Source organism: Mesorhizobium sp. M0239, from assembly GCF_040321815.1.
Lineage (GTDB): Bacteria > Pseudomonadota > Alphaproteobacteria > Rhizobiales > Rhizobiaceae > Mesorhizobium.
In genome coordinates, this window is sequence record NZ_JAMYSG010000006.1 from 22965 (window position 1) to 38245 (window position 15281).

Here is a 15281-nt window from a genome sequence, read left to right on the forward strand (position 1 = left end):
TTGAGACCTGGATCAGCCGACAATGCTTGCGTTGCGCGAAATCATGCGACATGAGAAGCGCCGCGGTCGCTCCTGGCCGCGCCGATCTTCCATGGAGACGTCAAGCTCATGGCCTTTCTTGCCGACACCCTTTCCCGCGTGAAGCCTTCCGCCACCATCGCGGTGACGCAGAAAGCGCGCGAGCTGAAAAATGCCGGCCGTGACATTATCGGGCTTGGCGCCGGCGAACCGGATTTCGACACGCCAGACAACATCAAGAATGCGGCGATTGAGGCAATCCACCGTGGCGAAACCAAGTATCCGCCGGTTTCGGGCATCGTGCCGCTGCGCGAGGCGATCGCAAAAAAGTTCAAGCGCGAGAACAATCTCGACTACAAGCCCGAGCAGACCATAGTCGGCACCGGCGGCAAGCAGATCCTGTTCAACGCCTTCATGGCGACGCTGAACCCCGGCGACGAGGTCATCATTCCTCGCCCCTACTGGGTCAGCTACCCCGAGATGGTGGCGATCTGCGGCGGCACCTCCGTGTTTGCCGACACCTCGATCGACGAGGGCTTCAAGCTGACCGCTTCCGTGCTGGAAAAGGCGATCACGCCGAAGACCAAATGGCTGCTGATGAACTCGCCGTCGAACCCGTCCGGCGCTGCCTATACCGAGGCCGAACTGCGCGCACTGGCCGACGTGCTGTTGAGGCATCCGCATGTCTGGACGCTGACCGACGACATGTACGAGCACCTGACCTATGGCGATTTCGTCTTCAAAACCATCGCCGAGGTCGAGCCTAAGCTCTACGAGCGCACGCTGACCATGAACGGCGTGTCGAAAGCCTATGCAATGACCGGCTGGCGCATCGGTTATGCGGCGGGTCCGGTTCAACTGATCAAGGCGATGGACATGATCCAGGGTCAGCAGACATCGGGCGCCTGCACCATTGCGCAATGGGCATCCGTCGAGGCGCTGAATGGCCCGCAGGATTTCATCGCCAAAAACAAGGCGATCTTTCAAGGCAGGCGCGACCTTGTCGTGTCGATGCTCAACCAGGCACGCGGCATCACCTGTCCGTCGCCGGAAGGCGCCTTCTATGTCTATCCCTCCTGCGCCCAGCTGATCGGCAAGAAGACCAAAGCTGGCAGGCTGATCGACACCGACGAGACCTTCTGCTCGGAACTGCTCGAAGCCGAGGGCGTCGCGGTGGTGTTCGGCTCGGCCTTCGGCCTTGGGCCCAACTTCCGCATCTCCTACGCGACCTCGGAGAGGCTTCTGGAAGAAGCCTGCACACGCATCCAGCGTTTTACGGCTTCGCTGACCTGACCGACGCACTATGAACGCGAAAAACCCCGAAGGTTGTATCCAACTTTCGGGGGTCAGTTCATCACCGCCGTTTTTAATGGGTCGTCAGCCTCACGCCTCGTGCTTGGTCTCTTTGGCAGAGCGCGCCTCGGCCGGCGCCAACACGGCAACCAGCAGTGCGGCGGTGAGGAACGCGCCGATCGCTGCCGTCAGCATCGCGGCGTGGAAGCCGCCGGCATAGGCGGCAGCATAGAGTTCATGCACGCCGCTTTCGCCCATCGCCGCATCGGTTGCGAAATCATGCCGCGAAATTGCAGCACGAGCCACCGCTTCCGCGTCGGCGACACCGGCGTCGCCGAGATACCCGGTCAAAAGGTTGGTCGCCCGCATGCTCATCAAGGCGCCGAGCAAGGCGATGCCGATGGCAAGACCGCTCTGGCGGGTGGCATTGATGACCGCCGACACCATGCCCGAGCGTTCGCGCGGCGCATAGGACATGGCGGCAGCGCTGCCGGTCGGGATTGCAAGCGCATTGCCGAGGCCGCCAATGGCGAACAGAAGGCACAGCATCGCATAGGGCGTCGAAGGACCGGCCCAGCACATGCCGAGCATGGACAGGCCGATAGCAACATAGCCGATGGTCATCAGCGCGGAGTGACCATAGCGCGCGCTCAGCCTGCCGATCCATGGCGACACCACGATCTGAACGATGAAGGCCGGCGCCATGCGCAGGCCGGTCTGCGTCGGCGACCAGCCCTGCACCTGCTGCAGGAACATCGAGAAGAAGAAGACGCTGGAATAGGAGGTGAAGCCGAGCGCGAACGAAGCGACATTGGCGACGGCGAAGCGAACGTCACGGAACAGGCCAAGCGGCAGCATCGGCCGTGCCGTGCGCGCCTCGAAGCCGAGGAAAGCAGCCAGGCCGACGACGCCGGCGATGAGCGCCGCGACCGTCCTTGGCTCGCCCCAGCCATTCTCGCCGGCCGAGATCAGGCCAAAGGTCAGCGCCCCCAGCCACAGGATGCTGAGAGCCAGGCCGACGAGATCGAGATGGGCATGTTCGGGATGCGCCGTCTCGTTGATCGAAGCAGCACCGAGCGCGATCGTGATCAAGCCAAGCGGCAGGTTGATCAGGAAGATGCTTTGCCAGCCGACGGTCTCGACCAGGATGCCACCGAGGACGGGACCAACGAGCAGAGAGATGGCAGCGAACGACGCCCAGCCGCCAATGACGCCGGCGCGCTGGCGCGCATCGGGAAAGGCCTCGTCAGGATCGACAGCGCGCCTGGAATGAGCAGCGAGCCGGCGATGCCCTGTACCACTCGGCCGGCCAGCAGCACCGGCAGATTGGGCGCGACGGCGCAGATCAGCGAGCCGGCCACGAAGATGCCGACGCCGGCCAGCCACGAGCGCTTGCGGCCATAGCGGTCGCCGATCAGGCCGGACGACAGCATGAAGGCGGACAGGCACAGCGTGTAGGCGTCGACCACCCATTGCAGGCCGCCGAAATCGGTTTGCAACGCCTGCTGGATGGTCGGCAGCGCGACATTGACGATGCTGACGTCGAGCAGAGCCACGAACGAACCAAGATAGACAGCGGCGACCAGGGGCAGACGGTGCTTTGACATGGCTACGTCCGGACGTGAGTTTCGCAATCATCACTGACCGACGGTCAGTTGAACGGGCGGCATGGCGCTGTCGATCCGGCGATTGAGCATGGCCTGCGCCACGATACGGGACTCGCCGCGAGTCGCCCTCTTCTAAAAATGTAGCGGCTGGAAGAGAAGCCGGCTTCCTGCGGACTGAGCATTCAGCCGCCATATTGTTCCGATGTCACCCCCTCCAGCCAATCGACATGGACATCGTCGAGCGCCTCCTGCATCGCGATATGCGTCATCGCCGATTTCGGCGCCGCGCCATGCCAGTGTTTTTCGCCAGGCGCGAACGAGATGACGTCGCCGGCCCTGATCTCCTGGACCGGGCCGCCCCACGTCTGGGCAAGCCCGGCGCCCACCGTCACGTAAAGCGTCTGGCCAAGCGGATGCGTATGCCAGTGGGTGCGCGCGCCCGGCTCGAAGCTGACCAGCGTGGCCCGCAGCCGCGCCGGCGCCTCTTTCTCGATGATCGGCGTCTGCAGCACCCGGCCGGTAAAGTATTTTTCCGGTGCGATGACGGTCGGCACGCTGCCGCAGGCAATGATCTTCATGGGTCGATGGTCCTTCAAACAGCGGGCGACGGATCGCCTGTTTTCAGTTTCGGCCGATATCGGTCGACGTGCAACAGCTTCCGGCTGCCAGCCCAGCATATGATCCGCACGGTCCACGGCCGAGCAAAGGGTTTCTATTTTTCTTGCCCTGCCGGCAAACAAGTGGGACGATGGCTTTGGGCAGGTGGCACTTGAAAAGAACCCGCCCGCGACGGTCGAACAGGCCGGCCGCCGCTCAGGACCGATTGACCAAGCCTGAACCATACATGCCAGTCGGTCCTACGGGAAACGCCTGAGTGGAGGTCAGTCATGGGTACTCGCGCCGGAGGACGACGCACGGGACCGAAATGCATTGCCATAGTCGGTCCCTTCGCAAGCGGTAAGACGACACTTCTCGAAGCCATATTGGCCCGTACGGGCTCAATTCCCCGACAAAATCCCGTTTCATCAGGTAACACCGTTTCAGATCATTCGCCCGAGGCGCGCGCCCACGCCATGAGCGTCGAGGCGACGGTCGCCACGACCGAGTTCATGGGCGAGCAGATCACCTTCGTCGACTGTCCCGGTTCCATCGAATTCTCCTTCGAGGCCGAGCCGGTGCTGGCCGCCTGCGACCTCGCGGTGGTCGTAGCCGAGGCCGACGAAAAGAAGATCCCTGCCCTGCAACTGATCATGCGCAAGCTCGACGATCTCGGCGTGCCGCGCATTCTGTTCCTCAACAAGGTCGACAAGGCAATCATCGGTGTGCGCGACACGCTGAAGATGCTGCAGCCGGCCAGTGCCGTGCCGTTGCTGCTGCGCCAGATTCCGCTGCGCAAGGACGGCGTCGTCATTGGTTCGATCGACCTGGCGCTGGAGCGCGCCTACATCTATCGCGAATATGCCGAAAGCGAGGTGGCGCAGATTCCCGGCGACGACAAGGCGCGCGAGCTCGAAGCGCGTTTCTCGATGCTGGAAACGCTGGCCGACCATGATGACCAGTTGATGGAACAGCTGCTCGAGGAGATCGAGCCGCCCAAGGACGCGATCTTCGACGACCTCGCCGCCGACCTGCGCGACGGTGCGGTGATCCCGGTGCTGATCGGCACCGCCGAGAAAGGCAACGGCGTGCTGCGCCTCCTGAAGGCGATTCGCCACGACGCGCCCGACATCGAGGCGACCCGCAAACGGCTCGGTGCACCCGACGGCGCGGCTACCCTGGTCCAGGTGATGAAGACCATCCACACCTCGCATGGCGGCAAGCTGTCGGTGTCGCGCATCCTCTCCGGTCAGGTCGTCGACGGTTCCGAACTCTGGCTGCCCGGCGGCGACACCGCCAAGGTTTCCGGCATCTACCGGATGCTCGGCAAGGACCAGTCCAAGCTCTCCATCGCCAAGGCCGGCGACACGGTGGCACTGGGCAAGCTGGACGAGGTCAAGACCGGCCAGACGCTGAGCTCGGCCAAGGGCGGCACCAAGCCGCTCGTCCAGTTCGAGCCGCCGCAGCCGGTCTTCGCCTTCGCGCTCCGCCCCAAGGAGCGCAAGGACGAAGTGAAGATGTCGGCTGCCATCCAGCGGCTGGCCGAGGAGGACCCCTCGCTCAGCCTGCGCCACAATCAGGACTCGGCCGAAACCGTGCTGTCGGGCCATGGCGAGATGCATCTGCGCGTGGTGCGCGAGCGGCTGGAAGGCAAGAACCAGATACCGGTCGAAGGCCATCCGCCGGCGGTGCCCTATCGCGAGACGATCCGCAAATCGGCGCAGCAGCGCGGCCGTCACAAGAAACAGTCCGGCGGCCATGGCCAGTTCGGCGACGTGGTGATCGAGATCAAGCCGCTGCCGCGCGGTTCCGGCTTCCAGTTCACCGATACAATTACCGGCGGCGTCGTGCCCAAGACCTACATCCAGTCGGTCGAGACCGGGGTGCGCGATTATCTGAAATTCGGGCCGCTGGGCTTTCCGGTCGTGGATGTCGCAGTCAACCTGTCGGACGGCTCCTATCATGCGGTCGATTCCTCCGACATGGCCTTCCAGATGGCGGCCAGGCTGGCGATGAAGGAAGGCATGGCCGCGTGCTTGCCGGTGCTCCTGGAGCCCGTGATGAAGGTCGAGATCGTCACCCCCTCCGACGCCACCTCGAAGATCATCGCTCTCATCCCGCAGCGGCGCGGTCAGATCCTCGGCTACGACGCGCGGCCCGACTGGCCGGGATGGGATGTCGTCGAGGCAACCATGCCGCAAGCCGAGATCGGCGACCTGATCATCGAGTTGCGCTCCGCGACCGCGGGCGTTGCCAGCTATCGTGCCGTCTTCGACCACATGGCCGAACTCACCGGCCGTCTGGCCGACGAGGCGATGAACACCAACGGCAAGGCTGCCTGATGGCGTGGCGTTCCTCTCGAACCTGATTCGGGGGAACAAGAGAAAACGACGTCCGGCGGGGCCGGACGTCGTTTTGTTCGCGGACCGTTTCCTTGGGAGGTAAAACGTCAGGTCCGCCGCATTTGGTACCGCCGTGTTCGGCGGAAAAACGGTTCGGACGCGGTAGCCGCCTGAGCCCGGGCCGTACGAGTGATGCCCCCATCTCCCGTCCGAACCACACCGCGTCCTATGATCTACATAGCAGGTCGCGAGCGTCCGGGATATGTTACCAGAGGTTACATGTCACCGTTACGTGGCAATTGTGATGGAATTTTTGGCCGGCCCAGCAGGGCACAGGCAACAAAAAAGCCGGATCAATGAAGATCCGGCTGAGTTTGATTGGAGTGCCTGTTAAGGCTAACCTCCAGAGGGGAACACTCGAGGGCGCTAATGGGAGGAGAACGCGCCCAGGAGATGATCTATATATGTGCTCATCATGCCCAAGAAACAAGCATCTATTTTGCAACACACACATGCAAAAAGACGCAGGCTGTGGTCTAACCCATTCCAGAAGCCAATAGGACCAGCAAAATCGTCGAAATGGAGCGCTGAATCGGGCAATTGCAACTACAGAATCGCCAATCTCGGCTGGCTGTCGGCTCGAAATGCCAAAACTGGGCAATGATGTGGAAGCGGGCAGCAGGCGTGCATTTCTAAGGCAATCGGGGAGGAAGCAGCCAATGCGGACGTTTTCGGCGATCGCGGGCAGTGCGGCCTTCTTCATCGCGGCGCCCTGCGTGGTTGCCGGGCTGGTGCCTTGGCTGTTGACCGATCGCTGGGGCTTGCCGTGGTCTGGTCTGCCGGGCTTTGTCCCTGTCGGCGGGCTTCTGATCGTCGCCGCGGTCGCGGCACTCCTGCATGCCTTCGGCCGTTTTGCGCTTGAGGGCCTGGGCACACCCGCACCGGTCGCCCCGACCGAGAGGCTGGTGATCGGTGGCATCTACCGCCATGTCCGCAACCCGATGTATGTCGCCGTGCTGTCGATCATCCTCGGCCAGGCGCTGCTGTTCTCGAGCTGGGCGCTTGTCGCCTATGCAGTCATCGGCGCGATCGTCATGGGCTCTTTCGTGCGGTTCTACGAGGAGCCGACCTTGGCTCACCGCTACGGCGCCGAATACGACACCTACCGCCGCAACGTCCCGGGCTGGCTGCCTCGACTGTCGCCCTGGCGTGGTTGAGCCACCATCGCAGGGCGCGTTGAGATTCAGGTCAGGCCGAGTCGAGAATGGTGGCTGCCGAGAACCGGAGCGGAGCGTACTTAAGTACGTGAGCACAGTTCTACCGCGATGCGGTAGACGGGGAAGCGCAGGAAGCGGCCATTCGCGGGCCGGCCTCACTTGAATATCGGCATGCCCTCAGAAGGACCAGCTTCGGGCCTTGGCGATGATGAAGTCCCGGAACACATGCAGCTTGGCCTGGTTCTTCATCGCGTCGGGATAGGCGAAATAGGTGTCGAAAGACGGCACCTCGGTCTCCGGCAGCAGCTGCACCAGATCGGAGTCCTTGCTGATCACATAGTCGGGCAGCATGGCGATGCCGGCACCGCCCTGCACCGCACGCTTGATCGACAATATGTCGTTGATCTGCAGCGTCGGCACCCTTTGTCCGCCTTCGAAATCACCGACCGTTTCCAGCCAGTTCAGCTCCGACAGATGCGACGGCACCGGCACGCCGAAGGTGACGATGCGATGGGCCTTCAGCTCGGCGACGGAAGACGGCTTACCATGCTTGGCGACATAGGATGGGGCCGCGTAGAGGTGGAAATGCACGGTGAACAGGCGGCGCTGGATCAGGTCCGGCTGCTGCGGCTGGCGCAGCCGGATGGCGCAATCGGCCTGGCGCATGGTGAGATCGAGTTCCTCGTTGGCGAGGATCAGCTGCAGGCTGATTTCGGGATAGAGTTCGATGAATTCCTGTACCCGCTCGGTCAGCCAGCCGGCGCCCAGCCCCACCGTCGTCGTCACCCGCAGCACGCCCGACGGGCGATCCTTGGTCTCGGTCAGCCGGGACTTGATGGTCTCCAGCTTCATCAGCACGTCATGCGCCGTGCGAAACAGCATCTCACCCTGCTCGGTCAGCACCAGCCCGCGGGCGTGGCGGTTGAACAGCGGCACGCCGACATCATGCTCGAGCGCGCTGACCTGCCGCGAGATCGCCGATTGCGACAGATGCAATGTCTCGGCCGCATGGGTAAACGACCCCGCCTCCGCCGCAGCGTGAAACACGCGTAGCTTGTCCCAGTCCAACGCCATGATTCCCCTCGTTCTGTTTTGGCGTCTGAATGAAAAATCAGGCTTTTACACGGCGTTTCTAAGCCGCTCTCTGAACTCTCTACTCGGCCGCTTCGCGATGCACTTCGATGCCGGCCAGATACTTCTCCGCCTCGAGTGCGGCCATGCAGCCAAGCCCCGCCGCCGTCACCGCCTGGCGGTAGATATCGTCGGTCACATCGCCGGCCGCGAACACGCCCGGCACATCGGTGCGGGTCGAATCCGGCGCCGTCCACAGATAGCCGTTCGGCTTCTGCTTGAGCTTGCCGGCGAACAGTTCAACCGCCGGCGCATGGCCGATGGCCACGAACACGCCGTCGACCTTGAGGTGCGACACCTCGCCGGTCACCGCATGCTTGAGCTTCAGCCCCTCGACCGAGGGCGGCAGCGGCGTCTTGCCGGGCCGGCCGGTGATCTCGTCGACGATCGTGTCCCAGATGACGCGGACATTGTCCTTCTTCAGAAGCCGCTCGCGCAGGATACGTTCAGCGCGAAAATCGCTTCGCCTGTGGATGACCGTCACGCTCTTGGCGAGATTGGACAGATAGAGCGCCTCTTCCACCGCGGAATTGCCGCCACCGATCACCGCGACATCCTTGCCCCTGTAGAAGAAACCATCGCAGGTGGCGCAGGCCGAGACTCCAAAACCCATGAAGTCCTGCTCGGTCGGGATGCCCAGCCATTTCGCTTGCGCACCGGTGGCGATGATCAGCGCGTCGGCGGTATAGGTGGTGCCGGAATCGCCCTTGGCACGGAACGGTCGCACGTTGAGGTCGACCTCGGTGATGATGTCGTTGATGATGTCGGTGCCGACATGCTCGGCCTGTTTCAGCATCTGCTCCATCAGCCACGGACCCTGGATCGGGTCGGCGAAGCCGGGATAGTTCTCGACATCGGTGGTGATCATCAACTGCCCGCCCTGCTGCAGGCCGGCGACCAGCATCGGCTTCAGCATGGCGCGGGCGGCATAGACCGCCGCCGTATAGCCGGCCGGACCGGAACCGATGATGAGAACGGGCGCGTGCTTGGTGGTCATCTAAAGCCTCTGCGGAGGGCTGCCGGCAATTGCGGCATGGAAAACTCGATCATTGTCGCGCGTAATGTAAGTGTTGCCCACGACGCCAGCAAGGCAAGTTGGAGTTCGTCCCCGGAAAGCTTTGTCACACCTGTCGCCCGCTGATCCCGTGAAATATTCCGGGCGAAGGAGGAATGGACAGCGAAGTCGTTTAATTACAAAATCACGCAAGATTCTTGCGTATTGCCCCTGATGATCGAGAACCCCCATGCCGCTCAAGGCCGACCTCGACGCCATCGACTGGAAGATCCTGCGCGAATTGCAGGGCGACGGCCGCATGACCAATGTCGAACTGTCGAACCGCGTCGGCATTTCGGCGCCGCCATGCCTGCGCCGCGTCAAGCGCCTGGAGGAAGCCGGCATCATCCGTGGCTACCGTGCCTTGCTCAATGCGCCAGCGCTCGGCCTCGATGTCGTTGCCTTCTGCCTGGTCGGCCTGCATCATCAGGCCGATGCCGAGCTGCGCATCTTTGCCGAGCGCACCCGCGGCTGGCCGATCGTACGCGACGCCTGGATGGTGTCGGGCGAATCCGATTTCCTGCTGCATTGCGTGGCGAGCGACCTTGGCGCCTTCCAGACCTTCGTCATCGAGGAACTGACCTCGACCCCGAATGTCGACACGGTGCGAACAGCGCTCACCATCCGCCGGGTCAAGGACGAAGGGCTGGTCTCGTTCGCACAGCCTTGAGCCGGTTGAACCGCAGCGGGCTTTCGCCGATGCGGCTTGAACGCCTCGCCATATCAGCGCCGCTTTGGCGTTCGATAGCTCTCCTGTGAAGCCGGAATTTCTGCCGTAGCCGTCTTGTTGGTTTCCTAGAGCAATTCCAGAAAAAGTATCTAACGGTTTTCCCGGGAAAAGCGCATAGCGCTTTCGGGATTGCGTAAACAGGTGGCGCAGGGCAGCCCAATTCCGAGAACAGTGTGCCGTGGGGTGGGACGATGACTCGATTTTCTAGCCCGGTTTCGGCGCTGGTCATCTGCATGAACGAGGCCGAAATGATCGGCGAGTGCCTGGAAAGCGTCGATTTCTGCGCCGAGATCATCGTCGTCGATTCGGGCTCGACGGACAGCACTCTGGACGTCGTCAATGGGCACATCGCCAAAGGCTACCCGATAAGGCTGTTTCACAACGATTGGCCGGGCTTTCCTCGTCAGCGGCAATTCGCGCTCGATCAGGCCACGCAACCATGGTGCCTTTCGATTGAAGCCGACGAGGCCATCGACGACGTGCTCAGGCAGTCAATCATGAATGTGACCCAGCTTGGGAATGACGCCTTCGACGGATGGTACATCAGACGCCGCGACAAGCTGAAGGGCTATGGCTATGCGCACCGCTGGGTGCTTCACAACAGGCTGCTGCGTCTTTTCCGCCGCGACAAGGCCACGATGGACCTTAATCTGCGGGTCCATGAGTCGTTCGAGGTGCCAGGCGAAACCGGCACGATAGAAAATGGCGTGCTGCTGCATCGCCGCGAAATGACCATTGCCGAGGATCTGGCAAGAGCCAACACCTACTCCAGCCTCAAGGTTGCCACGCTTGTCGAACGAGCCAAGAAGCCCGGCCTGATAAGACTGGTGCTGTCGCCTCTCGGCAACTTCCTGAAGTTCTACCTGGCCAAACGCTACTTCCTGTGCGGCCGGCACGGGTTCGTCTATTCGATGCTGGTGATGCTGTATTCGTTCGCGACAGAGGCCAAGCTTTATGAAGCCTGGCGAGACAAAGATCGGATGTAAGCCGTCACGGCGCGCCCGAGGCGGTGCCAAGCGCAGCTATTGCGGCGAGCAGGCCGTCGAAATCCGCGCGGGCGCACCAAGGCTGAATTGTGAAGCCCGATCGGACAGCTGCTTGCCCGTCTACCAGCCAGCCCTGCGCGAGGCCGGCGCGTTGTCCCGCCTCCATGTCGGCCTCCTTGTCGCCGACGATCAGCGAACGCCGCAGATCGAGCCCGAGGCGCCCGGCCGCCTCCAGCAGCATGCCCGGATTGGGCTTGCGCATCGGATGATCGGCGACCGCAAGCACACCGGTGCCAGCTTCGTGATAGGCGCAGGCGACGACCATATCGACGAACGCATTTTCGGCGCGCAGCAGCTCGAGCACGCGGCCGTTGACGGCAGCGAAATCGCCCCAGCCGAAATAGCCACGCGCGATGCCCGACTGGTTGGTGACGATGATGACCGGAATGCCGGCCCGGTTGGCGGCGGCTATCACCGCGGCTATGTCCGCGCGCAGCACCATTTCGGCAGGATCATCCGGATAGCCCGTATCGACATTGATGGTGCCGTCGCGATCGAGGAACAGCGCCGGCGAGCCGGCGGCGAACACCCTTGAGCCGACCTGCTCGACCCATAGGCCAGGCTCCGCCAGCGGATAGCGGCCAGAGGTCGGGGGATCAGCCATTGCTGAGGCGCGCTTCGACCACCTCGCACAAATGATGGTAAAGGCACAGATGCCCCTGCTGGATGATCGGCGTCGAGGTCGACGGCACGTTGAGCAGGATATCGGACAGAGGCTTCAGCTTGCCGCCGGTGTCGCCGGTCATGCCGATCACCGTCATGTCCATCCTCCGCGCCTGTTCGGCGGCGGCAAGGATGCTCGGCGAATTGCCGCTGGTCGAGATCGCCAGGAGCACCCCGCCGGCGGAGCCATGCGCCTCGACCTGGCGCGAAAAAACCATGTCGAATCCATAGTCGTTGCCCCAGGCGGTCAGCACCGCTGCATTGGCCGGCAGCGCGATGACATTGTAGGCCTTGCGCTCCTTGAGAAAGCGGCCGACCAGTTCGCCGGCAATGTGGATGGCGTCGCTGGCCGAGCCGCCATTGCCGGCGATGAGCAAGGCTTTCCCCGACGAAAGCGCCGTCACCACCGCGCTCGCTGCCCGCCCCATCTCACCGGTCAGGTCCCGTTCGACCATGGCTGATATGGCAGCCGCGGAGCGGACAAGATAATCGTTCAACTCGGACATGAAACCCTCAGTTTGTGGTGCCGCCGGCGCGCAATTTGCCAATGGTGTTGGTGGTGCTTTTTCCGGCGACCAGATCGACCAGCACGACGCGTCCGCCGGCCTTCTGCACCACATCGGCGCCGACCACGGTGTCGACCGTGTAATCGGCCCCCTTGACCAGTATGTCGGGCAGCAGCGCTTCGATCAGCGCCAGCGGCGTATCTTCCTCGAACACCACGACCGCATCGACCGAGGCAAGTGCTGCCAGCACGCAGGCGCGGTCGTGCTGGTCGTTGACCGGGCGCCCGGCGCCCTTCAGTCGCCGCACCGAGGCATCGCTGTTAAGGCCGAGCACCAGCCGGTCGCACTGGCTGCGCGCCGCGTGCAGCAAGCTGACATGGCCGGCATGCAGGATGTCGAAGCAGCCATTGGTGAAGCCGACGCTCAGGCCCTCTTCCTTCCACGCCGCCACCATGCGGGCGGCCGATGTGGCATCGAGGATGGCGTCCTTGTGGGCGGTCGGCCCATGTGAACGGAACAGCGCGCCGGTGAGTTCCTCGACCGTCAGCCGCGCGGTGCCACGCTTGCCCACCACGACGCCACCAGCGGCATTGGCGATCGAAGCGGCCATGACCGTATCGGCGCCCACGGCCAGCGCCAGCGCGAAGCTCGCGATCACCGTGTCGCCGGCGCCCGAAACGTCGAACACTTCGCGCGCCTGGGTGGCGATGTGGCGCGCCTCGTCGGGACCGACCACGCTCATGCCCTTTTCGCTGCGCGTCGCAACGACGAAATCGAAACCATGTGCCGAAATCAGCTCGCGTGCGGCAGCCACGATCTCGTCATCGGCGAACACCGCATGGCCGACGGCCTCGCCGAGTTCCTTGCGGTTGGGGGTGATGGCGGTCGCCCCGGCATAGCGCGCATAATCGCGGCCCTTCGGGTCGACCAGCACCGGCTTTCCAGCCTCGCGGCAGATGGCGATCAAGTCGCCGGCGACGCCGTCGAGCAGGATGCCCTTGCCGTAGTCGGACAGGATGACGATGTCGGCGCGCGTCAGTGCGGCGCGGAAATGCCGGATCAGGCCGGCTCGCTCCGCAGCACCCAACGGCTTGATTTCCTCCTCGTCGAAGCGCAGCACCTGCTGGTTGAGCGCGCTGAAGCGGCTTTTGGACGAGGTCATGCGACCACGCTCCTGCGCGAGGCCCGCCGTATCGGCGCCAAGCTCGCCGAGCATCCGCACCAGGCTATCGCCTGCCACATCGGTGCCGATGACCGAGACGGGAACAGCGGCAGCACCAAGCGAAACGATGTTGGCCACGACATTGCCGGCACCGCCCATGGTCGAGGTCTCGCCGCGCCCGTGCAGCACCGGGATCGGCGCCTCCGGCGAGATCCGCTCGATGACACCGTTGACGAAACGATCGAGGATGAAGTCGCCGACCACCAGCACGGTGGCCTGGCCGAACCGCGCAATGGCGCGGTGCAACGGTTCGGGAGAAGGCGGATTGTGCTTGATCATGTCACTGGCAACACAGGGAAAAGGCCGATTTCAATCTCATAAGTGCTCATCAATCGACTGGTCGGATCGCTCATGGCGAAAGCCGATATACCGCAAATTCACGCAGCGCAACGGCAGGCATGATCCCGGCAGGCTCGGGCGGTCAGCTCTTCTGCAGGGCGACATGGACGCCCAGCCCGACCAGCACAGCTCCTCCCGCCCGTTGCATCAGCCGCTGTGCGCGGCTCGAACGCCGCAAACGGCCGATCACGGCGCCCGCCAGGAACACACAGACGATATCGGCCGAGGAGAACATCAGATTAACGATCGTGCCGAGCACGACGAACTGCAGCCAGACCGGAAACGCCGCCGAGGCGTCGATGAATTGCGGCAGGAACGCCATGAAGAAGATCGCTGTCTTCGGATTGAGCACCTCGACGGTGATGCTCTCGAAAAAGGCGCGCCGTGCCGATTTGCGCTCGATGGCAGGCAGCGACGCATCGCCGTCCGCGCGCTTGCGAAACAGCGAGACGCCAAGCCAGATCAGATAGAGCGCGCCGACCAGCTTGACCGCCTGGTAGAGGGTCGGCACGGCATGAAACAGCACCGACAGCCCGGCAGCCGCGGCGAAAACATGCACGTAGCCGCCCAGATGGATGCCAAGTGCCGCCGTCAGGCCGGACCAGCGGCCGCGCGCCATCGTCTGCGCGGCGGCATAGAGCATGGCCGGCCCTGGAATGTAGGCGAAGATCGCCGTGGTGGCGAAAAACGCGATGAGCAGTTCGGTCGATGGCATTTTTGGTCCCTCACGATCGTGCTCTGTTCTGTCGATTCAGTCCGCGCGCGGGATGGCTTTGGACTGACCCGTGCGGACAACCGCAGTAAAAGCGAACATAATTTTCTTGTGAAATGACGGGCTGAACGCGCCGATTCGCGCACCCGGCTCGAAATAGGCTGACGCTTCCAGGATATCATGATTGTACTCGTCGACCATGACCCAAAGGGGCATAGGGTAGAGGCCCGCACGGTGGCGTTCAATTTCCGGGATGCTGACGGCAACGCGATCACGGCCCGGCTGCGTGGAAGTGATTGCAAGGATGAAGAGGTTCGTACCGCCGGCTTTCCCAGGAAGGACAGCCACAAAGGCTACAGGCCGTGACTTCCGGCCTTCGGTCTCGCCGTCTCCGTGTTGGCGATGCCAAAGATATGGATATCGCCAGACGTCCGCAGCGGCGGGTTTAATCACGGTCCAATTCCGCGGCGTACTCCTCAAGCATCTCGACATGTTCGGTCGGGGCATCCTCCGCAGCGTAGACGCGGCGGCTGTCGTTGCCGAAGCGCGCTTCGTAGGCCTCGATGCTCATCAGGACGTATCTCGGCTTGTTGTGGCGAGTGATGGAGACCGGCTGCTGGCTGGCAGCTGCAAGCACATCTCCAAGATTCTGTTTCAGATCGGTCGATGGATAGTTTTTCATGGGATGTCCCGTTTTGTCCATAATAGACAAAACAGACAAAACAGACAAGCCCATAAAAATGGCAGGACAGGCACATGCCTGGCTTTATCGACAGCCCGCCTAGCCTCCCCTATAAGGGCCGG

Annotated in this window: 16 protein-coding genes; 5 read left to right on the forward strand and 11 right to left on the reverse strand. The window is 62.9% G+C overall.

What is annotated here, in order from left to right:
- Nucleotides 1-108 precede the first annotated feature (108 nt).
- Nucleotides 109-1311: a pyridoxal phosphate-dependent aminotransferase gene (locus NKI99_RS07330; protein ID WP_352610416.1), complete on the forward strand. Its 1203-nt coding sequence runs from the start codon at nucleotides 109-111 to the stop codon at nucleotides 1309-1311.
- Between the two features lie 90 nt (nucleotides 1312-1401).
- On the opposite strand, the gene NKI99_RS07335 is transcribed toward NKI99_RS07330, so the two are convergent.
- The 3 genes from NKI99_RS07335 to NKI99_RS07345 form a co-directional block, all read right to left on the reverse strand.
- Nucleotides 1402-2520, reverse strand: coding sequence for an MFS transporter (locus NKI99_RS07335; protein WP_352610538.1), 1119 nt, complete (start codon nucleotides 2518-2520; stop codon nucleotides 1402-1404).
- Nucleotides 2421-2918 (reverse strand): MFS transporter, encoded by a 498-nt coding sequence (locus tag NKI99_RS07340; RefSeq protein WP_352610418.1) that lies wholly within the window; start codon nucleotides 2916-2918, stop codon nucleotides 2421-2423. Before NKI99_RS07340 ends, NKI99_RS07335 begins: the two co-directional genes overlap by 100 nt.
- A gap of 182 nt (nucleotides 2919-3100) precedes the next feature.
- Nucleotides 3101-3496 (reverse strand): (R)-mandelonitrile lyase, encoded by a 396-nt coding sequence (locus NKI99_RS07345; RefSeq protein ID WP_128303813.1) that lies wholly within the window; start codon nucleotides 3494-3496, stop codon nucleotides 3101-3103.
- A gap of 309 nt (nucleotides 3497-3805) precedes the next feature.
- Here NKI99_RS07345 and NKI99_RS07350 point away from each other — a divergent pair, with 309 nt between their 5' ends.
- Both NKI99_RS07350 and NKI99_RS07355 read left to right on the forward strand, forming a co-directional pair.
- Entirely contained in the window at nucleotides 3806-5857 is a 2052-nt protein-coding gene (locus NKI99_RS07350) for an elongation factor G (RefSeq protein ID WP_352610420.1), read from the forward strand.
- Nucleotides 5858-6576: 719 nt separating this feature from the next.
- Nucleotides 6577-7074 (forward strand): methyltransferase family protein, encoded by a 498-nt coding sequence (locus tag NKI99_RS07355; RefSeq protein WP_023809732.1) that lies wholly within the window; start codon nucleotides 6577-6579, stop codon nucleotides 7072-7074.
- Between the two features lie 177 nt (nucleotides 7075-7251).
- Here NKI99_RS07355 and NKI99_RS07360 read toward each other — a convergent pair whose 3' ends face one another.
- Nucleotides 7252-8148 carry a LysR family transcriptional regulator gene (locus NKI99_RS07360; protein WP_023809733.1) on the reverse strand — a complete coding sequence of 299 codons (897 nt, stop codon included), beginning with the start codon at nucleotides 8146-8148 and terminating at the stop codon, nucleotides 7252-7254.
- 79 nt (nucleotides 8149-8227) lie between these two features.
- Nucleotides 8228-9202 (reverse strand): thioredoxin-disulfide reductase, encoded by a 975-nt coding sequence (gene trxB, locus NKI99_RS07365; RefSeq protein WP_023809734.1) that lies wholly within the window; start codon nucleotides 9200-9202, stop codon nucleotides 8228-8230.
- 247 nt (nucleotides 9203-9449) lie between these two features.
- Between trxB and NKI99_RS07370 the strand changes: the two genes are divergently transcribed.
- Together NKI99_RS07370 and NKI99_RS07375 are read left to right on the forward strand one after the other, a co-directional pair.
- On the forward strand, nucleotides 9450-9929 hold the full coding sequence (locus NKI99_RS07370; RefSeq protein ID WP_023809735.1) for an Lrp/AsnC family transcriptional regulator: 480 nt from the start codon (nucleotides 9450-9452) through the stop codon (nucleotides 9927-9929).
- Between the two features lie 251 nt (nucleotides 9930-10180).
- Complete coding sequence (locus NKI99_RS07375; RefSeq protein WP_352610422.1) at nucleotides 10181-10975, forward strand: glycosyltransferase family 2 protein; 795 nt, start codon at nucleotides 10181-10183, stop codon at nucleotides 10973-10975.
- Between the two features lie 4 nt (nucleotides 10976-10979).
- On the opposite strand, the gene NKI99_RS07380 is transcribed toward NKI99_RS07375, so the two are convergent.
- From NKI99_RS07380 to NKI99_RS07405, 6 genes are all read right to left on the reverse strand, one after another.
- A complete protein-coding gene (locus tag NKI99_RS07380) occupies nucleotides 10980-11639 on the reverse strand; it encodes an HAD family hydrolase (RefSeq protein ID WP_352610424.1) in 660 nt (219 codons plus the stop codon).
- Nucleotides 11632-12204: a D-sedoheptulose-7-phosphate isomerase gene (locus tag NKI99_RS07385; RefSeq protein ID WP_352610426.1), complete on the reverse strand. Its 573-nt coding sequence runs from the start codon at nucleotides 12202-12204 to the stop codon at nucleotides 11632-11634. The genes NKI99_RS07380 and NKI99_RS07385 overlap by 8 nt, the downstream gene beginning before the upstream one ends.
- A gap of 7 nt (nucleotides 12205-12211) precedes the next feature.
- A complete protein-coding gene (gene rfaE1, locus NKI99_RS07390) occupies nucleotides 12212-13705 on the reverse strand; it encodes a D-glycero-beta-D-manno-heptose-7-phosphate kinase (protein ID WP_023809739.1) in 1494 nt (497 codons plus the stop codon).
- 142 nt (nucleotides 13706-13847) lie between these two features.
- Complete coding sequence (locus NKI99_RS07395; RefSeq protein WP_352440412.1) at nucleotides 13848-14480, reverse strand: LysE family translocator; 633 nt, start codon at nucleotides 14478-14480, stop codon at nucleotides 13848-13850.
- 36 nt (nucleotides 14481-14516) lie between these two features.
- Nucleotides 14517-14930: a hypothetical protein gene (locus NKI99_RS07400; protein ID WP_352440411.1), complete on the reverse strand. Its 414-nt coding sequence runs from the start codon at nucleotides 14928-14930 to the stop codon at nucleotides 14517-14519.
- Nucleotides 14923-15159 (reverse strand): type II toxin-antitoxin system Phd/YefM family antitoxin, encoded by a 237-nt coding sequence (locus NKI99_RS07405; protein WP_023809741.1) that lies wholly within the window; start codon nucleotides 15157-15159, stop codon nucleotides 14923-14925. Before NKI99_RS07405 ends, NKI99_RS07400 begins: the two co-directional genes overlap by 8 nt.
- Nucleotides 15160-15281: the final 122 nt, after the last annotated feature.

Excerpts from the sequence above, each read along its gene's own strand:
- NKI99_RS07330 (WP_352610416.1), top strand. The coding sequence starts at position 109 with ATGGCCTTTCTTGCCGACACCCTTTCCCGCGTGAAGCCTTCCGCCACC.
- NKI99_RS07340 (WP_352610418.1), bottom strand. The coding sequence starts at position 2,918 with ATGTCAAAGCACCGTCTGCCCCTGGTCGCCGCTGTCTATCTTGGTTCG.
- NKI99_RS07345 (WP_128303813.1), bottom strand. The coding sequence starts at position 3,496 with ATGAAGATCATTGCCTGCGGCAGCGTGCCGACCGTCATCGCACCGGAA.
- NKI99_RS07350 (WP_352610420.1), top strand. The coding sequence starts at position 3,806 with ATGGGTACTCGCGCCGGAGGACGACGCACGGGACCGAAATGCATTGCC.
- NKI99_RS07355 (WP_023809732.1), top strand. The coding sequence starts at position 6,577 with ATGCGGACGTTTTCGGCGATCGCGGGCAGTGCGGCCTTCTTCATCGCG.
- NKI99_RS07360 (WP_023809733.1), bottom strand. The coding sequence starts at position 8,148 with ATGGCGTTGGACTGGGACAAGCTACGCGTGTTTCACGCTGCGGCGGAG.
- trxB (WP_023809734.1), bottom strand. The coding sequence starts at position 9,202 with ATGACCACCAAGCACGCGCCCGTTCTCATCATCGGTTCCGGTCCGGCC.
- NKI99_RS07370 (WP_023809735.1), top strand. The coding sequence starts at position 9,450 with ATGCCGCTCAAGGCCGACCTCGACGCCATCGACTGGAAGATCCTGCGC.
- NKI99_RS07375 (WP_352610422.1), top strand. The coding sequence starts at position 10,181 with ATGACTCGATTTTCTAGCCCGGTTTCGGCGCTGGTCATCTGCATGAAC.
- NKI99_RS07380 (WP_352610424.1), bottom strand. The coding sequence starts at position 11,639 with ATGGCTGATCCCCCGACCTCTGGCCGCTATCCGCTGGCGGAGCCTGGC.
- NKI99_RS07385 (WP_352610426.1), bottom strand. The coding sequence starts at position 12,204 with ATGTCCGAGTTGAACGATTATCTTGTCCGCTCCGCGGCTGCCATATCA.
- rfaE1 (WP_023809739.1), bottom strand. The coding sequence starts at position 13,705 with ATGATCAAGCACAATCCGCCTTCTCCCGAACCGTTGCACCGCGCCATT.
- NKI99_RS07395 (WP_352440412.1), bottom strand. The coding sequence starts at position 14,480 with ATGCCATCGACCGAACTGCTCATCGCGTTTTTCGCCACCACGGCGATC.
- NKI99_RS07405 (WP_023809741.1), bottom strand. The coding sequence starts at position 15,159 with ATGAAAAACTATCCATCGACCGATCTGAAACAGAATCTTGGAGATGTG.